The 14,906-nt window shown below is 70.7% G+C and carries 14 protein-coding genes; 4 read left to right on the forward strand and 10 right to left on the reverse strand.

Going from position 1 to position 14,906, the window contains the following annotated elements; translation table 11 throughout:
- Positions 1–92: 92 nt before the first annotated feature.
- The 3 genes from ACIA5A_RS23395 to ACIA5A_RS23405 form a co-directional block, all read right to left on the reverse strand.
- A complete protein-coding gene (locus ACIA5A_RS23395) occupies positions 93–224 on the reverse strand; it encodes a hypothetical protein (protein WP_396766061.1) in 132 nt (43 codons plus the stop codon).
- Between the two features lie 38 nt (positions 225–262).
- Positions 263–1,036, reverse strand: coding sequence for a peptidase inhibitor family I36 protein (locus ACIA5A_RS23400; protein ID WP_396766064.1), 774 nt, complete (start codon positions 1,034–1,036; stop codon positions 263–265).
- Between the two features lie 62 nt (positions 1,037–1,098).
- The gene (locus tag ACIA5A_RS23405; RefSeq protein WP_396766067.1) at positions 1,099–1,956 is read right to left on the reverse strand and encodes a peptidoglycan-binding protein; all 858 of its coding nucleotides are present in this window, start codon (positions 1,954–1,956) and stop codon (positions 1,099–1,101) included.
- A 335-nt stretch (positions 1,957–2,291) separates the two neighbouring features.
- Here ACIA5A_RS23405 and ACIA5A_RS23410 point away from each other — a divergent pair, with 335 nt between their 5' ends.
- Positions 2,292–3,074 carry a peptidoglycan DD-metalloendopeptidase family protein gene (locus tag ACIA5A_RS23410; RefSeq protein WP_396766070.1) on the forward strand — a complete coding sequence of 261 codons (783 nt, stop codon included), beginning with the start codon at positions 2,292–2,294 and terminating at the stop codon, positions 3,072–3,074.
- A 152-nt stretch (positions 3,075–3,226) separates the two neighbouring features.
- On the opposite strand, the gene ACIA5A_RS23415 is transcribed toward ACIA5A_RS23410, so the two are convergent.
- Both ACIA5A_RS23415 and lanKC read right to left on the reverse strand, forming a co-directional pair.
- Positions 3,227–3,361: a hypothetical protein gene (locus ACIA5A_RS23415; protein WP_396766073.1), complete on the reverse strand. Its 135-nt coding sequence runs from the start codon at positions 3,359–3,361 to the stop codon at positions 3,227–3,229.
- On the reverse strand, positions 3,358–5,997 hold the full coding sequence (gene lanKC, locus ACIA5A_RS23420) for a class III lanthionine synthetase LanKC (RefSeq protein ID WP_396766076.1): 2,640 nt from the start codon (positions 5,995–5,997) through the stop codon (positions 3,358–3,360). Before lanKC ends, ACIA5A_RS23415 begins: the two co-directional genes overlap by 4 nt.
- Before the next feature lie 245 nt (positions 5,998–6,242).
- Between lanKC and ACIA5A_RS23425 the strand changes: the two genes are divergently transcribed.
- Positions 6,243–7,586 (forward strand): glycoside hydrolase family 18 protein, encoded by a 1,344-nt coding sequence (locus ACIA5A_RS23425; protein ID WP_396766079.1) that lies wholly within the window; start codon positions 6,243–6,245, stop codon positions 7,584–7,586.
- Positions 7,587–7,660: 74 nt separating this feature from the next.
- Here ACIA5A_RS23425 and ACIA5A_RS23430 read toward each other — a convergent pair whose 3' ends face one another.
- Both ACIA5A_RS23430 and ACIA5A_RS23435 read right to left on the reverse strand, forming a co-directional pair.
- Positions 7,661–9,451 (reverse strand): extracellular solute-binding protein, encoded by a 1,791-nt coding sequence (locus tag ACIA5A_RS23430; RefSeq protein WP_396766082.1) that lies wholly within the window; start codon positions 9,449–9,451, stop codon positions 7,661–7,663.
- An 85-nt stretch (positions 9,452–9,536) separates the two neighbouring features.
- The gene (locus ACIA5A_RS23435) at positions 9,537–10,796 is read right to left on the reverse strand and encodes a serine/threonine-protein kinase (RefSeq protein ID WP_396766085.1); all 1,260 of its coding nucleotides are present in this window, start codon (positions 10,794–10,796) and stop codon (positions 9,537–9,539) included.
- Between the two features lie 124 nt (positions 10,797–10,920).
- On the opposite strand from ACIA5A_RS23435, the gene ACIA5A_RS23440 reads away from it, so the two are divergent.
- Together ACIA5A_RS23440 and ACIA5A_RS23445 are read left to right on the forward strand one after the other, a co-directional pair.
- The gene (locus ACIA5A_RS23440; RefSeq protein WP_396766088.1) at positions 10,921–11,079 is read left to right on the forward strand and encodes a hypothetical protein; all 159 of its coding nucleotides are present in this window, start codon (positions 10,921–10,923) and stop codon (positions 11,077–11,079) included.
- 121 nt (positions 11,080–11,200) lie between these two features.
- Positions 11,201–12,229, forward strand: a complete 1,029-nt coding sequence (locus ACIA5A_RS23445) for a hypothetical protein (RefSeq protein WP_396766090.1) — start codon at positions 11,201–11,203, stop codon at positions 12,227–12,229.
- Between the two features lie 112 nt (positions 12,230–12,341).
- On the opposite strand, the gene ACIA5A_RS23450 is transcribed toward ACIA5A_RS23445, so the two are convergent.
- Genes ACIA5A_RS23450 through ACIA5A_RS23460 form a run of 3 tightly spaced genes read right to left on the reverse strand, consistent with a single transcriptional unit; the run spans position 12,342 to position 14,780 of the window.
- A complete protein-coding gene (locus ACIA5A_RS23450) occupies positions 12,342–12,803 on the reverse strand; it encodes a hypothetical protein (protein WP_396766093.1) in 462 nt (153 codons plus the stop codon).
- Positions 12,778–13,473, reverse strand: a complete 696-nt coding sequence (locus ACIA5A_RS23455) for an RNA polymerase sigma factor (protein WP_396766096.1) — start codon at positions 13,471–13,473, stop codon at positions 12,778–12,780. The genes ACIA5A_RS23450 and ACIA5A_RS23455 overlap by 26 nt, the downstream gene beginning before the upstream one ends.
- On the reverse strand, positions 13,470–14,780 hold the full coding sequence (locus ACIA5A_RS23460) for a S8 family serine peptidase (protein ID WP_396766099.1): 1,311 nt from the start codon (positions 14,778–14,780) through the stop codon (positions 13,470–13,472). The genes ACIA5A_RS23455 and ACIA5A_RS23460 overlap by 4 nt, the downstream gene beginning before the upstream one ends.
- Positions 14,781–14,906 lie beyond the last annotated feature (126 nt).

The raw sequence follows: 14,906 nt of genomic DNA on the forward strand, positions 1-14,906 counted from the left end.
GATCCACGGCGGCTGCTCACCCCTCCTCACGTTCAGACGAAACGACCCTCACGTCCAGTCGGTTACGCCCAACATCATTAAGTTAGGACCTCTTAGTAGCAGAACTCACCGCTGTCGCAGATCCCGTCGCGGCCGGCGGCAGAGGCCGCTCCCGGTGCCAGCGCAACGCCGCCGAGCGCCACCACCAGAACCGTCAGGACACTCGAAACTCTCAGGACGGTCATCCGCGTACTCCCATCGGGATTCGTGAGTGCACGTCGGTTCACCAGCTGCTCGGGACGTACGCCCAGCCCAGGTAGTCGGGCCGGTCCCGGAACGAGTTGGTCTGGTAGACGGTCGGTCCCGTGCTGATGGCGCTGTTGCCGCCGATGGAGAGCATGACGTGCCCGGCGGACGTCGTGGAGGTGAAGAACACCGCCGCACCGGCCGGCGGCACCGAGCCGGTGTGGATGCGACCGTTGTCCCTCTGCCACTGGTAGTGGGCGCGCGCCGTGGCGAACCGGCCGCTGGTGCCGAACGCCCGCTCGACGAAGAGCTCGCACTGGTTGTTCCAGTCGGTGTGGCCGAGGCGCGCCTTGGCGAACGCGACGGCCTCGGCCGCTCGCGGGTCGGCCGGGAAGGCGCCGCCGCCGATGTCGTGCGAGGCGTTGTTGTTCTTCAGCGTGGCGTTGAGGTTGCCCTTCGCGCCGGACGCGAAGTCCTGGGTGGCGCCGGCGAAGTTGCTGTTGTAGTAGACCCGTACGGTCTTGTTGGTCCGGTTCCACACCGAGGCGGCGTTGTTCTTCACGCACAGGCCCTTGCCGTTGCCCGTGCCCTTGAATTCATAGCACGTCGGCTGCGTGGTGCCGTAGTCGTCGATCGAGGTCGTGAAGTCGGAGAGGGAGCCGGCCTGGTCGCTGTTGTAGTAGTAGCAGAACTCGCCGCTGTCGCAGACCCCGTTCCGGGACGCGGCCGACGCCGGTGTGGCGACGATGAGGATGGAGGTGGTCATGGCGAGCGCGGCGCCGACGGTGGTGAGGCTCCTGCGGATGGTCATGGTGTCCCTTCCGGACGGTGGGAGGAGGCTACGGACGGGATAGGACGGGGTGGGGGCGGCTGTCACGTCCCGCTCTGGTACTGCTCCCAGGTGGTGATCGGCACTCGGGGACCGTCGTCCGGGCCCCGGTCGGCCAGGCCGTTCAGGCCGAGGTGGTAGTCGCCGGCCTGGTGCTGCGCCTGGCTGGACAGGTCCGTGTCGTTGATCGCCACGGCGTGGATGTGCCACGGCCAGTCACCCTGGCCCGGGTTGCGTACCCAGGCGGCGAAGCCGACCCGGCGCAGGACCTGGGCGACTGTCGTGCGGGTGGCCGAGGTCATTCCGGTGACCGCGATGTCCACCACACCTCCGCCGTCGTGCGTGCCGGCCGAGGTCGGATCACCCCCGGGGTTGTAGGACCCCTGGTCGAGCACCAGGGTTCGGCCGAGCAGACGCTGGGCCTCGGCGAGCATCGCCTGGGTACGGGTGTTGACGACGTACCCGTCACGCGGGACCTTCGGGCCCGGGCCGATCGGATTGGCCACGGTGTACCGGTCCTGACCGAGCTTCGTCAGCGAGGTGATGCCGGGTAGCCCGTTCGCGGCCAGTCCGGTGTAACCGAGCGAGCGCTGGTAGGCCGCGTACGCCGAGATGGTCTCGGTGCCGAAGTAGCCGTCGACCCAGTGCGCGTTCAGCAGCTTCCTGGCCTGAAGTGCCTGCTCGACGGCGAGCACCGAACCCTTCGCGCCCGGGGTCAGTGTGTGATCGTCGCGGCGGGGGTCGATCTGGGCGGCCAGGACGGTGACGGCCATGTCCACGACGGGGCGCGCGGCGACGGTCCGCTGTGCCGGTGTGCCGGACACCGAGGCCCGCGCCGGGGCCGGAACACCGACCGCGACGCAGAGCGCGGTGAGCCCGACGGCTGACCAGAGACGGCGCATGGGGGATTCTCCTCCGTGTTGGTGAGCGGTGTTCGGAACGGATCTCACCCTGCGAGAAAGAACCCGCTGTCCGGTACTCCGCAGATCTGTCAGATTATCACCGACCTCGATGGATGCGGCGTTGTCGGCTTGACCGCGCAGAGCGGCTCTGGATCCTCGGCATGCGCCATTGATACCGCTGCATGGATCGCACTAGCCTCAACGCCTTCACGGCAACAAGCTGGTCATCGGCAGAGGAGCGGACCATGCGCGACGAGAACCCACCCCGCTGTTGTGGTGAAGAGGCGCGGCTGCCAGCCGGACTCAGCCGCCGTACCCTCCTCAGGGGTGCCGCAGTGACCACCGGCGCGCTCGCGGTCGGCGGGGCCGTCGGACGTCCCGGCATCGCCTACGCGGCGCCGGCGATCGACAACCCGTTCAGCCGGTACGCGATCACCGGAACGTGGCAGGACCATCTCAACCGGGGGTCGCTCGGCGGCGTCGACTTCGGCATGGGCGTCGGCACCGATCTGCCGGCCTGCGGTGCCGGCACGATCCAGAACACCCCGAACAACGGTACGGGCGGGCACACCGTCACGATCTACCACTCGGACGGCTATCGCAGCCAGTACCTGCATCTGTCGCAGTTCCTGCTGGCAAACGGCACTTCGGTCGGGGCCGGGGCGATCGTGGGCCGTTCGGGCGGTGCGGCCGGCGCCCCTGGCTCGGGAAACTCCACCGGCCCGCACCTGCACTGGCACATGATCGACCCGAGTGGACTGCGGATCAACCCGCTGACCTACGTCGGCGGCAGCGCACTGCCCAAGACCGCCACCGAGCAGGACGGCGTCCCGGGCCTCAACTTCTACAAGCGGATGCAGAACTGGCTGAGGATCACCAACGGCTACACCGGCCCGATCGACGGTGTGCCCGGGGTAAACACCTATGTGGCGCTCCAACGCGCTATGCGGGGCTACGGCTACACCGGCCCGATCGACGGCGTACCTGGGCTCAACACCTGGAAGGCCGTGCAACGGCTCGCCGCCCAGAACGGCTACACCGGTCCGATCGACGGCGTCATGGGTCCGAACTCCTGGCGGGGCGTCGCGCGCTTCCTCAACCAGGACCGGTGGAACTGACCCGACGCCCACGGGTCGAACATTCCCGAGCGTCTCTCCGTGACCTTCGAAAGTGATCGGAATGTCCGGCCTCCGCGATACTCACTGCCTCGGTCACCAACCGTGCGGGCCGGCGGAATCGCTACGATCCCGCCGGCCCACCGACTCGCCGGCTAGTCGCCGCAGCCGACCCACACGCTGTACGTGCTGTAGTCCCTGCAGTAGAAGTAGCTGAAGGTGCTGGTGGGCACCTCGGGCGCGGGTTCCTGTTCGACAGTGACGCCCTGCAGGTTCAACAGAAAGTTCATCTCATCACCCCCCTCCGCTCTCGGCGCGGCACGGTCCCGTGGAGAAACGGGAGAACGGGGACACGCCCAGGCTGAGCGGCGGCCCAGAGCACGAGGAGGACGCCCGCCGTTCCGGTGGCCACGTCACTGGACAACCGCTCGAGCTGATCTCCGGGAAAGGCGAGACCAGCGCGAAAGGCAACGGCGTGCCAGGAGAGAGCGGCCACATGACGACGAATGAGATCGGCGACGGTCATACTGTCGCCCTCGGCCGACACGACGGGGCTGAGCGACTGGTCCACACCGAGAAGGAGGGCGAGCAGCCCGGCTCGTCCGTTGAACAGGCCGGACTGGACCGTGAATTCGGGGCACGCGGCCCGGGTCAGTTCGCCGAGGGCCGTCCTCAGCTCGTCACACGGCTGATGCCGCAGGAACTCCTGCAGCACCATCGCTATGCCGGCGCTGCCGGCGGCGAGGTACGGCAACACGCGCCAACCGTCGTCCACCTGGCGCGAGCCGTCCGGCATCAGGTGGCAGCGACCGAGGTCGTCCCGCAGCCACCGCTCGGCCGATTCCAGGTGAGCGTGGTCTCCGGTGGCCTCGAACAGCCTGACCGAGAACAGCGCGGCACCGCTGGCACCCCGCATGAGGCCTGCGGCCGGACGGGTGCCGGTGGCCGGCCCGGCCCGATCACTGCTTCGATCGGCAAGCCTCGACGCGACGTCGAGTGCGGCAGTCGTCCAGCGCTCGTCACCGGTGGCGGCGGCGAAGTGCAGATAGTTGAGACCGATGCCGGCGAGCCCGTCGAACAGGTGACTGGACAGCAGATCGAGCCTCTCGGCGCGGGGCGCGCGGTCGAGCAGGGTCAGTGCCTCCTCGTGACGCCCCAGCCCGGCGAGGGTGTAACAGACGCCGTGGAGGCCGTCGTAGAAGCCCGGCGCCAGTGTGCTGCGGTCGTCGCGTACCCGCCGCACGAGCCACTCCTCGTGCTCGGGGAACCGTCCGATCCCGGTGCGGTCCAGAACGTGCAGGACGCCCGCCGCGCCATAGGCCAGTCCGAGACCGCCGACGTGGAACTGCTCGATGTCACCCGGGAACAACCGGTCCTGGCGCTCCGGGGTGACGGTGGCGAGGATGCCCGTCGCGAGCGCGGCGCGGACCCGGGCGAGGGGCGCGTCCGGCGTGTCGAGGTCGCCGGTGATCAGGTCCGGTGACACGGTGGCCGCCGTCGCCTGGCTGTCCCCGATGATGGCGAGGTTGGTCATCACCTGGTCTCGGAACGCGGCGGGAAGGCCGAAGCGCCGTGCCGCCGCCGCGGCGAGTTGCGCTGCTTTGCCCGGCGCGAGTGGCAGTACGGCGGTCAGCGGAAGAAACATCGACAGTTGCAGGCATCCCAGCGCGTAGCGGTCCGCGGCGACACCGGTGCGACCGTCCGCGGCGACGTAGCCGGGCGCGCCCATGGCGGGTCGGGTGTGATCGTCCGCTGCGGTGGCGAGCTCGAAGTCGACGAACCGGACCTCGCCGTCCGGCTGCATCATGATGTTGTGCGGGTGCAGGTCGCCGAAGACGATCCCGCGCGCGTGCAGGTGCCCGAGGACGTCACCCACCTTCCTCAGCACGTCGAGGGCCCAACGGCCGTAGCTCCGAATCTCGTCGTGAGTGGCGCCCGCCCGGGTCAGCGGATATCGCGCGCTGAACTCGCGACCGAGCGTCTTGCCCTCGATGAACTCCTCGGCGAGGAACACGTGCTCCCAGCAGGTGAACGTGTCGTACCTGGCCGGCACGCCGGGCAGGCCGGACAGCTGGGCCAGGATGTCGGCCTCGCATTCGAGTCGGCGCACCGCGTCGCGGCCGAGTCCGTCGACGCCGGCGTGCGGTCGGGCCTCGCGCAGCACGACGACCCGGTCCGTTCTGAGGTCCCGTGCCCGGTAGACGCCTCCGCCGTTGGAGAAGTGCAGGACACCCTCGATCTGGTAGGGGAACTCCTCGGGCCGCGCCCCGGCTCGGCCCCGGTCGTCCACCGCCGGTTTGAGGAAGGCTGGAACGTCGGCCCAGGCGGGAACCGAGAAGGAGGGTTCCCGCCGGTCGGGTACGAGGGTGCCGTCCGGCTGCCGCAGCGCCAGAACCCGTGACCCGTCCGCCGCTGTGAGCCGGCGGGGCGCGAACCCGCCGAAGCGCACGAACAGCGGACCTCGGCCCCATCGCAGATCGCTCAGGATGTAGGGACCGGGTTCGCCGTCGAGCTGGGCCCCGAGACGGCGAAGGGCCTCGTCCAGCTCGACGTCATCTTCGGGGTAGATGGTGATGAACTTTCCGCTGCCCGCCCGATCCGCGTACTTCGAGTTTCGTAGGGTCAGGTCGAGCTCGGTGCTGAGGAACTTGTAGGCGAGTTGCGCCTGCTGGCAGTACGTCCATACGGCGTCGAGAATCCGTGGGGCGTTGTCGAGCGTCGCGGAGACATGGATCTTCCACCCCTGGGCGGCGACGAGGCCCCGCGGCGGCGTCACCATCGTCCACCCGTCTCGTGTCGACATGTCCCACCCCGGCCCGACCCGCAGCTCCGCGCCGAGGCGGTCCCGCCGTGGGCTGCCGTCCGCGCCGGGTCGGTCGTAGAAGAGTGGATCCACGACGCGGTAGTACTGATACCGGTTGTCCATGCTCCCCTTCACGACGTCGGCCGCGGTGTGGGTGCATCGGCCCGCCCGCGCGGCACCTCGATCGGACCTGGGGGCGATCGTGGCACACAATCACACACCTCGATACCCCTGACTCGGCACGGCTGTCGACGCGCGGGAGCCCCCCGGCGGCGGGAGTGCTCTTGACCACGCGCGGCGACCGGCTTAGCTTCATCAATTAGAAAGGTGTCTTAACTGATTCTGATCGGTCCTCTGGGGGAGCGTCGATGCGTTCGTTGCGCCAACTCCGTCTTACCGCTGTCGCCGCAGTGTCGATGCTTGTCGTCACCGTGGCTCCGCCGGCTGCCGCCGGTGCGTCCGCCGGACCCTCTCGCCAGGCCGGCTACCATCGGATCGGCTACTTCACGCAGTGGGGCATCTACGGCCGGGCCTTCCCGGTCAAGAAGCTCGACACCTCCGGGGCGGCGAGCCGGCTCACCCACGTCAACTACGCGTTCGGCAACATCAGCAAGGACGGACGCTGCTTCGTCGACGGCGGTCCGGGTGAGGGCGACGCCTGGGCCGACTACCAGCGCCCCGTCCCGGCCGAGGAGAGCGTCGACGGCGTGGCGGACGCCTGGGGCGAGCCGCTCAACGGCAACTTCGGCCAACTGGCCAAGCTCAAGGCCCGGCACCCCGGCCTGAAGGTGATGCTGTCGCTGGGCGGCTGGAGCTGGTCGACCTACTTCTCCGACGCCGCCCGCACCGAGGCGTCCCGCAAGGCGTTCGTCGCCTCCTGCATCGACCTCTATCTGAGGGGCAACCTGCCGGTGCTGGACGGCGGCAGTGGTGGCCCGGGCGCCGGCGCGGGCGTGTTCGACGGCTTCGACCTGGACTGGGAGTGGCCGAACTGGCCGGGTGAGCCGGGCAACGTCGTCCGCGCGGAGGACCGGGAGAACTTCACCCGGTTGCTGGCCGAGTTCCGCCGGCAGCTCGACGCGTTCGGCCGGCAGGCCCGCAAGCACTACGCGCTGACCGCGTTCCTGCCGGCCAACCCGGCGGCCATGGACGCCGGCTACGAGGGCCGGAAGATTTTCCGGTACCTCGACTTCGCCACGGTGCAGGGGTATGACTTCCACGGTTCGTGGGATGCGGTGACCAACCAGCAGTCGGCGCTGCGTGTGCCGGCGGGCGCGCCCGACAACCCGGACTTCTCTGCCCAGGTGGCGATCGACGGCTGGCTGAACCGGGGCGCGCCCCGCGGCAAACTGGTGCTGGGCATCCCCTACTACGGCCGCGGCTGGACCGGTGTGAGCGGGGGCGGAGACGGTCTGTTCCAGCCCGCGGCCGGACCCGCTCCGGCCACCCACGAGGCCGGCTCGGAGGACTTCAAGCAGCTCAAGACCCTGCCCGGCAGGGGCTACACCGTTCACCGGGACCTGCGCGCCGGGCACGCCTGGTTGTTCGACGGCACGACGCTCTGGACGTATGACGATCCGGTGGTGGTGTTCCAGAAGATGCTCTACATCCGGCGGGCCGGCCTGGCCGGGGCGATGATCTGGTCGTTGGACGGTGACGACGACAACGCCATCCTGACCCGGACCGTCGCCGCTGGTCTCGCCACGCGGTGACCTCCCGACCGGGGCCGGCGGCGACACGTCGCCGCCGGCCCCGGTCGGTCGGCGGCGACGTTTCCGGTAGCGCCTCAGAAGCTGCTGACCAGTTTGACGAACGCGTCATCGATCGTGGCGGGATCGGTCGCGTCGAAGGCCTTGCCCGACGACGCCTTGGCGATCCGGTCCAGCGTGGCGAAGTCCGACTCGCGGTCGAAGGCGATGCAGAACACCTTCACCGGGCGGCGCGGATCGAGGGCGACCTCGGCGAGCAGGCGGGCCAGGTCGTTGTCCTTGCTGTACTCGTTCTTGCCGTCGGTGAGCACGACTATCGCGTTGATGCGCTCCGGGTCGTACCGGTCGAGCAGTTCTCGGTGCGCGGCCCGGACCGTCGCGTAGAGCGCGGTGCTGCCCTCGACGTGCAGGCCGGCGATCTTGCTGTTGATCCGCTTCTGGTCGAACTCGCCGAGCGGGACCTCCGTTCGGTACGGGCTCTTCGGCCGTTTCGGGGTCTCCGAGGAGAACGACCAGAGCCCCACCCGGTCCTCGGTGTTGAGCAGCGCGAGACCCTTGCCCGCCGCCGCCGAGGCGACCTGGAAGCGGGTGCGGGTGCCGACGGTCACCTGCATCGAGCCCGACGTGTCCAGGGCGAGCAGGATGTTGGCCTTCTTGCGGAGTGTGCGCCAGCCGTCCAGCATCGCGCCGACCACCTGCGGGTCCGGGGGCTCGAAGTAGGTCAGGCCGCCGGTGGGCTCGGCGCCGACGTTGGCGAGGAGTTCCGCCGAGGCTCGGCGCTCGTGGTCCCGGAAGCCGAGGCGGGCGAAGCTCTCCTGCTGGGCGTCCTCGGTCAGGAAGTTCTGGAAGTCGGCCGCCGCCGCGCGTTGCCGCTCATCGGCGGTGGGCAGCACCACGAACGGATGGTCCAGGTTGAAGGTGCCCTCCTTCGGATGGACGGCGACGAGCGGGACGTTCGGCCGCCGACCCCGCTCCTGCCCGTCCTGCCGGGGGCTCAGCGCACCCGTGTTGTAGAGGTCCACGAGTTCCTCCTGCAGGACGATGGCACTCATGTCGCCCGTGCTGCCCGCCCCTCCAGAAAGGTCTGCCTCGGCGAGGCTGCGCAGCATGTCCACCGAGTCGTCGCTGTAGTGCGACACGTTGGCCTCGATCCGGCGGACGAACTGGGTGACCGCAGGGTCGGCCAGGTCGGACCTGGTCAGGTCGCTGGACCGTTGCACCGCCGCGTAGTAGGTGGCGATGGTCGCCGCCAGACCGGAGGTGGACAGGTTGGGGTTGTCCTTGCCGAAGGTGAAGCGGCCCCACTCCGGTTTGCCGAAGCCGGCCCAACCGTCTCGTCCGGAGAGGCCCAGGATCTCTCCCCAGCCCAGCGGTCCGTGCTGGCGCACCAGTTCGGCCTTCGGTCGCGGCATCGCGATCACCAGCGGGCTGTTGGCTATCGACGGATACCGGTCCGGCGTCTGCGGCGCCCGGCCGGCGGCCTGGTCGAGCATCCGGAGCTGGCCGGTCCACAGGCTCGACGTCGGCAGCCAGACCTGTGGTTGCGGCAGACCGGTGCCGGTCCAGTCGGTGGCCAGCGCCTCGGTGGCCCGACCCGAGTTGAGCGCGCTGACGTGCACCCGGGCGCAGCCACCCCCGTCGATCGACCGGTCGCTACGGTTGTACCGCTCGGCCAGGTCGACCATTAGAGCCGCCTTCTCCGTCGAGGAGTTCACCTCCAGGACGGTGGCGCAGTCGGCGCGGGCCCCTCCGCCGCCCGCCTCGCGCTGCCGGACGAAGACGAACGCCCCGGCGATGACCACCAGCCCGGCGGTGACGGCGGCGGTGTAGGGCAGCCACCGCCGGGTAGGCGTAGCGGACAAGGCCATCGGGAGGTCCTCCTCGGCGGGCGGCTGGTGGCAGTCAACCTATCGATCCGGCGCCAGTCGGCGACCCACACCCCGCCGCAGCGGGTCACCCGTGGTCGGAGCCTCCGCCGATCGCCGCCGCGACCAGGAGCCGAACCAGGTAGACCACGACGAAGGCGACCGCCCCGGCCGCGGCGGCCGGGGCGATCGCGCTCGACGCGACGTAGCCGGCGGCTGCCCCCGCCGAGCCGAGGAAGATCGCCGTCGAGATGCCCCAGGCGTCAAGGGCCTCACCGCGGACGCGTCGCCACGCGCCGCCGGACCCGGCGCCGTCGCCGGGCCGCGCCGTCGGCAGGTGTGTCGGTGGTGTCGGCGGGCCGTGGAACGGAACGGTCGGTCCGGCCGGAGCGGGCGGCGGTGCGGGGCGCGGCTGCGGTGCGGTCGGCGTGATCCGCGGGTGGTTCGGCGTCGGCGCGCCCGCGGTGTCGTTGCCGACCTCGAGGAGGCTCTCCCGAGGCAGCGGCGCGGTGACCGTGGCGTCCTGCCGGAGCAACCGCACCAGCACCCGCTCGGCGTCGGGCCGATCCGCCGGATCCTTGGCCAGGCACTCCCGGATCAACTCGTCGAGCACGGAGGGCAACGCGGGCAGGTCGGGTGGATCGTGGAGCACCCGGTGCATCACGGCGAAGAGCGAATCGCTGCCGAAGGGTGGCCGACCCCCGGCGGCGAACGCGATCGTGGCCGCCCAGGCGAAGACATCGCAGGGCGGACCGACCGAGTCGTTGCGGAACCGCTCCGGCGCCATGTAGGCGGTGGTCCCCATGACCCGGCTGGACGCCGTCTCGGTCACGCCGAGCGCACGGGCGATACCGAAGTCGATGACCCGGGGGCCGTCCTTCCCGAGCACCACGTTGTCCGGCTTCAGATCGCAGTGCACCACCCCCGAGCCGTGGATGGCGGCGAGCGCGGTGGCCGTGCCGACCGCGAGTCGATGCAGGGCGTTGCCGGTCACCGGGCCGCGCTCGCGCACGTGTCGGTGCAGAGTCGGGCCCTCGATGAACTCGCTGACCACGTAGGGCTGCTCACCGTTCACCTCGGCGAAGAGCACCTGCGCGGTGCAGAACGGTGCGACCCGGCGCGCGGCGGCGATCTCCTTCACGAACTGCGACCGCGTCCGTGGATCACTCAGGTCGATGTTGACCACCTTGACCGCGACCCGGTTGCCGGTGTCGTCCTCGCCGAGATAGACGACTCCCTGACCGCCCGCACCCAGCCGGCCGAGCAGCCGATACCGGCCGGCGGTGGTCGGATCGTGTGTCCACAGTCTTGCCAGGCCCGGGACCGGCGCGCCGGCCAGTTCTGCCATCCCGACTCCATCAGTGTCGTGCCCGGCCACCGGCGGCGCAGGACCCGGCCATCGTGCCACGTCCCCGGCGGTGACCGGGCGAGCCGGGCCCCGGCTCGGGGCCGGAGGGCGCCGCTCCACGAGCGTGTCCCGCACGACCTCCCAGGTCGTCCACGACGACGGCCGCACGTTGGCGTCGGCGGTCGACACGCCGGAGAAACGGGCGCTCCTGGCGATCCTGACCCGCGCCCGGTTCGAGGTGGGCACACCAGGCAGGTCGTTCGTCGTTCCTCGCGCCATCTGACGGTGAGCCGGGTCGCAAGAGGTATCAACCTTGTCGCGCCGCGCTCCTGAATAGCGTCACGCGTCGGCCCGGCAGCGACAACGCCGGGTCGGCGGTCCCCCGACGATGGGAGAAGCCTGTCATGGGTATCGCAGGAAAACGTGTCCGCCGCTCGGCGCTGGCCGTGCTCACCGGCACGGCGCTGGCCGCTCTGCTGGCGGTCACCACGGCCGCCGCCGCGCCGGTCGAGGCGCGGCAGGACAGGGCAGCGGCGGCTCGCACCGACGTCTACATCCGGGACGTGGCCGCCGATGTCGGCGTCCAACCCCACTCGTTCAATCCGCTGTGGGCCAGCCCCGACATCAAGGTCTGCCCGACCGCCGTCGAGTGTGCCGTCAGCCAGAACCCGATCGTCGGCGTCACCAACTACATCTTCGTCAAGCTGCGGAACCCCGGCCCGTACGGCTCCGGCACCGACAGCGGCGTGCTGCGGATCTACCGGACGACGCCGGGTGGTGGTGCGGTCTGGCCCACGCACTGGACCCAGATCGGCGCGACGAACGTGACCGTCTTCGCCGGCACCACGACCGTGACGATCCCGTGGACCGGGGTGCCCGGCCCGGGCCACTTCTGCCTGCTGGCGAGGTGGGTGTCGGCCACCGATCCGATGACCTTCGAGGGGCCGGACATCAGCACCAACACCCGTAACAACAACAACATCGCTTGGCGCAACGTCGACTCGGTGCGGCTCGTCGCGGGCGGGACGCCAGCCGTGCGTCCGTTCGCCATCGGCAACTCGCTCCGGGTGGCGACCAAGAACGACCTGGTCTTCACGCAGCCGGGGGAGCCGATCCAGGGCGTGGGCGGTCGGGTCATCGCCGATCTCGGGCCGACCCTCTTCGAGCGGTGGCAGGCCGGCGGCAGGGTCGGCGTCGGCGTACGCGAGATCGGCAAGAACCAGTTGGAGATCGTCGAACCGGCGAAGGCCAGCATCGGCAACCTGCTGCTGCAACCGGGTGAACGGGTCGAGTTCTCGCTCACCTTCGCGGCGGCCGTCGCGTCGGACAAGGAGTTCGCGCTCGACGTGACCCAGTTCGGCCCGGACACGAGCGGTGCGGAGCGGACCGACCTCGGTGGTGTGGAGTACCTGATCGGCGTCGGGCGACAGTAATTCCGGCCACTGGCGGGGGTCGTGGGCCCGGGCAGCCCGCGGCTCCCGTCGCCGCGCTCGTCGGGACGGTCCGGGCGTCCCGGCGAGCGCCGCCATTGCCGTGGATGCCGGGTCAGCGCAGCGAGACCCAGGTGGTGGCCACCTCGTACTCGTCGGTGTGGGCACGCAGCCGGACCGGGCCGGGTGGGGGAGCGCCCAGCGAGAAGAAGCCCACCGCGTCGACCTGAACCTGCGCGTACGTGCCCGAGGCGGTCTGCGCGGAAACCCGGCCGCCCCGGGGCGGGGAGAGTTGGCCGACGATGCCGGCTTCGGTCACCTCGATCTCCAGCGTCACCACGGTACTGCGGAACGACAGCGTTCGCGTCGACCCGGCCGACCGGGTCAGCGCCGGCACCGTGTCGCACGCCGAGTCGAACGTCAGCTCGGCGAGCGCCACCCCCGGCTCGATGTCTCGCCAGGCGAATGCCGACCGGGCGGTGGCCAGGAACTCCTCCGGGACCGACCCGACCTCCCGCAGCGCCGCACCCAGCTCGGCGGTTAGGCTCGCGTCATCGGCCGGCGGCAACTGCTCCATCGTGTTCCCCTCCGTTCGTCCGGGTCGCGGCCGTTTCGAGAAACGGGGCGAGCGTCGGGCAGTCGCGGAGTCGGCGCAGGCATCTGGCCTGGGTCGGTCCGATGCTGCCGACCGGCACGTTCAGCCGATCGGCGATCTCTCGATAGCTGACCGGCGGGTCGGCGGTCAACAGGGCCAGCAGCTTCTGGCAGCGCGGCGGCAGATGCGCGAAGGCCTCCCGCAGCGCCTGCCGCCGCTCCGCGCGGAGCAGTTCCTCGTCGGGGGCCGCCACGTCCGCGGTGCGGGAGAAGCTGTGGTAGGCGTCCAGCGCATCGTCGTACGGGTCGAAGAGTTGGGTGCGGCGGCCGAGGCGGGACAGCCGGTAGCACTCGCGCCGGGCCGTGGTCGCCAACCAGGAGGCGAGGGCCTGCGGATCGCGGATCTGGCCCAGCCGCTCGACGAGGCGCAGCCAGACGGTCTGGTTGACGTCGGCGGCGTCGGCGCGGCCCAGGTCGTACGACGTGATCACCGAGTAGACGATCGGCGTGTACCGGCGGACCAGTTCCACCCACGCCGACTCGTCCCCACCCGCGGCAGCGGTCACCAGTACGGTCGCGCTCCGGTCGGTGACGGCGACGCCGTCCGCCGGTTGGTGCGGCATTGTTCCGTCGCTCGCGGCCCGTTCGCTCATCCGACGAGCACGCCGTAGTCGGGGTGCCAGCGCGGCGCCGCGAGCAACGCCAGTCGGGCCGCGTCGGCGCTCAGGCCACCGGCGGTCATCAGGGCGGTGAGCCGACCGGAGACGTGCGCCGTGGCGAACGAGGTGCCGGCCCAGGCGGCATAGCCGTGGAACTGCCGCGTCGGCCGGCCCGGCAGCGGCAACTGCCCCTCGACGTAGGTGCTGGTGCGCTCGCCGACCGCGCAGACGTCGACCCATGGTCCGTACGCGCTGTAGGTGGCTGGCAGCACGCCGGCGGGGCCCTGGCTGACCGCCGCCACCGCGACGACCCGGCTCAGCGCGGCGGGCCAGATCGGCCGGCTGGTGCCGGCGTTGCCCGCCGCCGCGACCACGGCGCTCGTCGTGGGTAGCGCGGCCACGGCGTTGGCCAGGGGCAGCGACGGCTGGTCGTCCTGGGTGAACCCGCCCAGGGACAGGTTGACCACGGACACCGCCGGCGCCAGTCGAGCCATCGCGGCGACCACCGACGCCTCGTCGCCGAGGCCGGTGGCGGTCAGCGCCTGCTCCGGGTCGACTCGGACCCCCGGCGCGGCCTGTCGCACCACCCCGGCGACGAAGGTGCCGTGCCCGCCCTGCGCGGCGAGGACGTCGGTGTGGACGTAGAGCGGATCCTCGTCGTCGGCCTCCGGCAGGTACGCCGCGCCGAGCCACTGCGGGTGGTAGCTGCCTGCCTGCCGCCACATGCCGGTGTCGCAGATCCCGACGGTCACCCCGGCGCCCTCACCCAGCCTGGTCGGGTCCGGCGGCGCCAGCGCGGTGCCCGCCGCGGGCGGGCTGCCCGGGTTACCCATGATGTTGCCCAGGCCCAGCAGCACGTGGTGTGGTTGCGCCTTCGGCACCGGCTGGCCCGGCCACTGTTGGGGGTCGCGCAGCTTGGCCACGAGCGTGGGAACGTCGGTTTCCCGGTCGAAGAGCAGCCGGGTCACCCCGGCGAAGCCGTCGCCCGCGGCCACCGCCTGGCCGTGGGCTCGCAGCCAGGCGGTGACCCGCTGGGCGTCGGCATCGGCGGCGAGCAACTGCCGTGGCCGGTAGAGGAACTCCCGACCCGCTGTGGTGTGTCGACGGACGTTCTTGTCGGCAGCCAGCGCCTCGTCGAAGACGCGCTGGTAGGCGGCGTCGTCCGCGCCGTCGGCACGGACGGGTGCCGCGCGGGACCCTGGGGCGAGCGACGCTGCGGCGGCAAGAGCGGATGTGACCAGCAGTCGCCGTCGGGACAGTCGGCCGGCCGAGCGCGGCGTGGCGGGATGGTCAGGCGACACGGGTCCTCCGAGCGATCGGCAGAAGTGCCCGCCACTGGCCGAGGTCGGCCACGTTTCCCGGGTGTCATCGATTCTTTTCAAAGCATAGTCGGATGTCAATGACGTAAAAAGTTGCTGCGAATTCCC

The organism is Micromonospora sp. NPDC051300, assembly GCF_044455315.1.
In the GTDB taxonomy this organism is placed as follows: domain Bacteria; phylum Actinomycetota; class Actinomycetes; order Mycobacteriales; family Micromonosporaceae; genus Micromonospora; species Micromonospora robiginosa.

Coding starts and splice junctions, on each gene's coding strand:
- ACIA5A_RS23430 (WP_396766082.1), bottom strand. CDS start 9,451: ATGGCCTTGTCCGCTACGCCTACCCGGCGGTGGCTGCCCTACACCGCC.
- ACIA5A_RS23405 (WP_396766067.1), bottom strand. CDS start 1,956: ATGCGCCGTCTCTGGTCAGCCGTCGGGCTCACCGCGCTCTGCGTCGCG.
- ACIA5A_RS23415 (WP_396766073.1), bottom strand. CDS start 3,361: ATGAACTTTCTGTTGAACCTGCAGGGCGTCACTGTCGAACAGGAACCC.
- ACIA5A_RS23425 (WP_396766079.1), top strand. CDS start 6,243: ATGCGTTCGTTGCGCCAACTCCGTCTTACCGCTGTCGCCGCAGTGTCG.
- ACIA5A_RS23450 (WP_396766093.1), bottom strand. CDS start 12,803: ATGGAGCAGTTGCCGCCGGCCGATGACGCGAGCCTAACCGCCGAGCTG.
- ACIA5A_RS23395 (WP_396766061.1), bottom strand. CDS start 224: ATGACCGTCCTGAGAGTTTCGAGTGTCCTGACGGTTCTGGTGGTGGCG.
- ACIA5A_RS23400 (WP_396766064.1), bottom strand. CDS start 1,036: ATGACCATCCGCAGGAGCCTCACCACCGTCGGCGCCGCGCTCGCCATG.
- lanKC (WP_396766076.1), bottom strand. CDS start 5,997: ATGGACAACCGGTATCAGTACTACCGCGTCGTGGATCCACTCTTCTAC.
- ACIA5A_RS23455 (WP_396766096.1), bottom strand. CDS start 13,473: ATGAGCGAACGGGCCGCGAGCGACGGAACAATGCCGCACCAACCGGCG.
- ACIA5A_RS23445 (WP_396766090.1), top strand. CDS start 11,201: ATGGGTATCGCAGGAAAACGTGTCCGCCGCTCGGCGCTGGCCGTGCTC.
- ACIA5A_RS23435 (WP_396766085.1), bottom strand. CDS start 10,796: ATGGCAGAACTGGCCGGCGCGCCGGTCCCGGGCCTGGCAAGACTGTGG.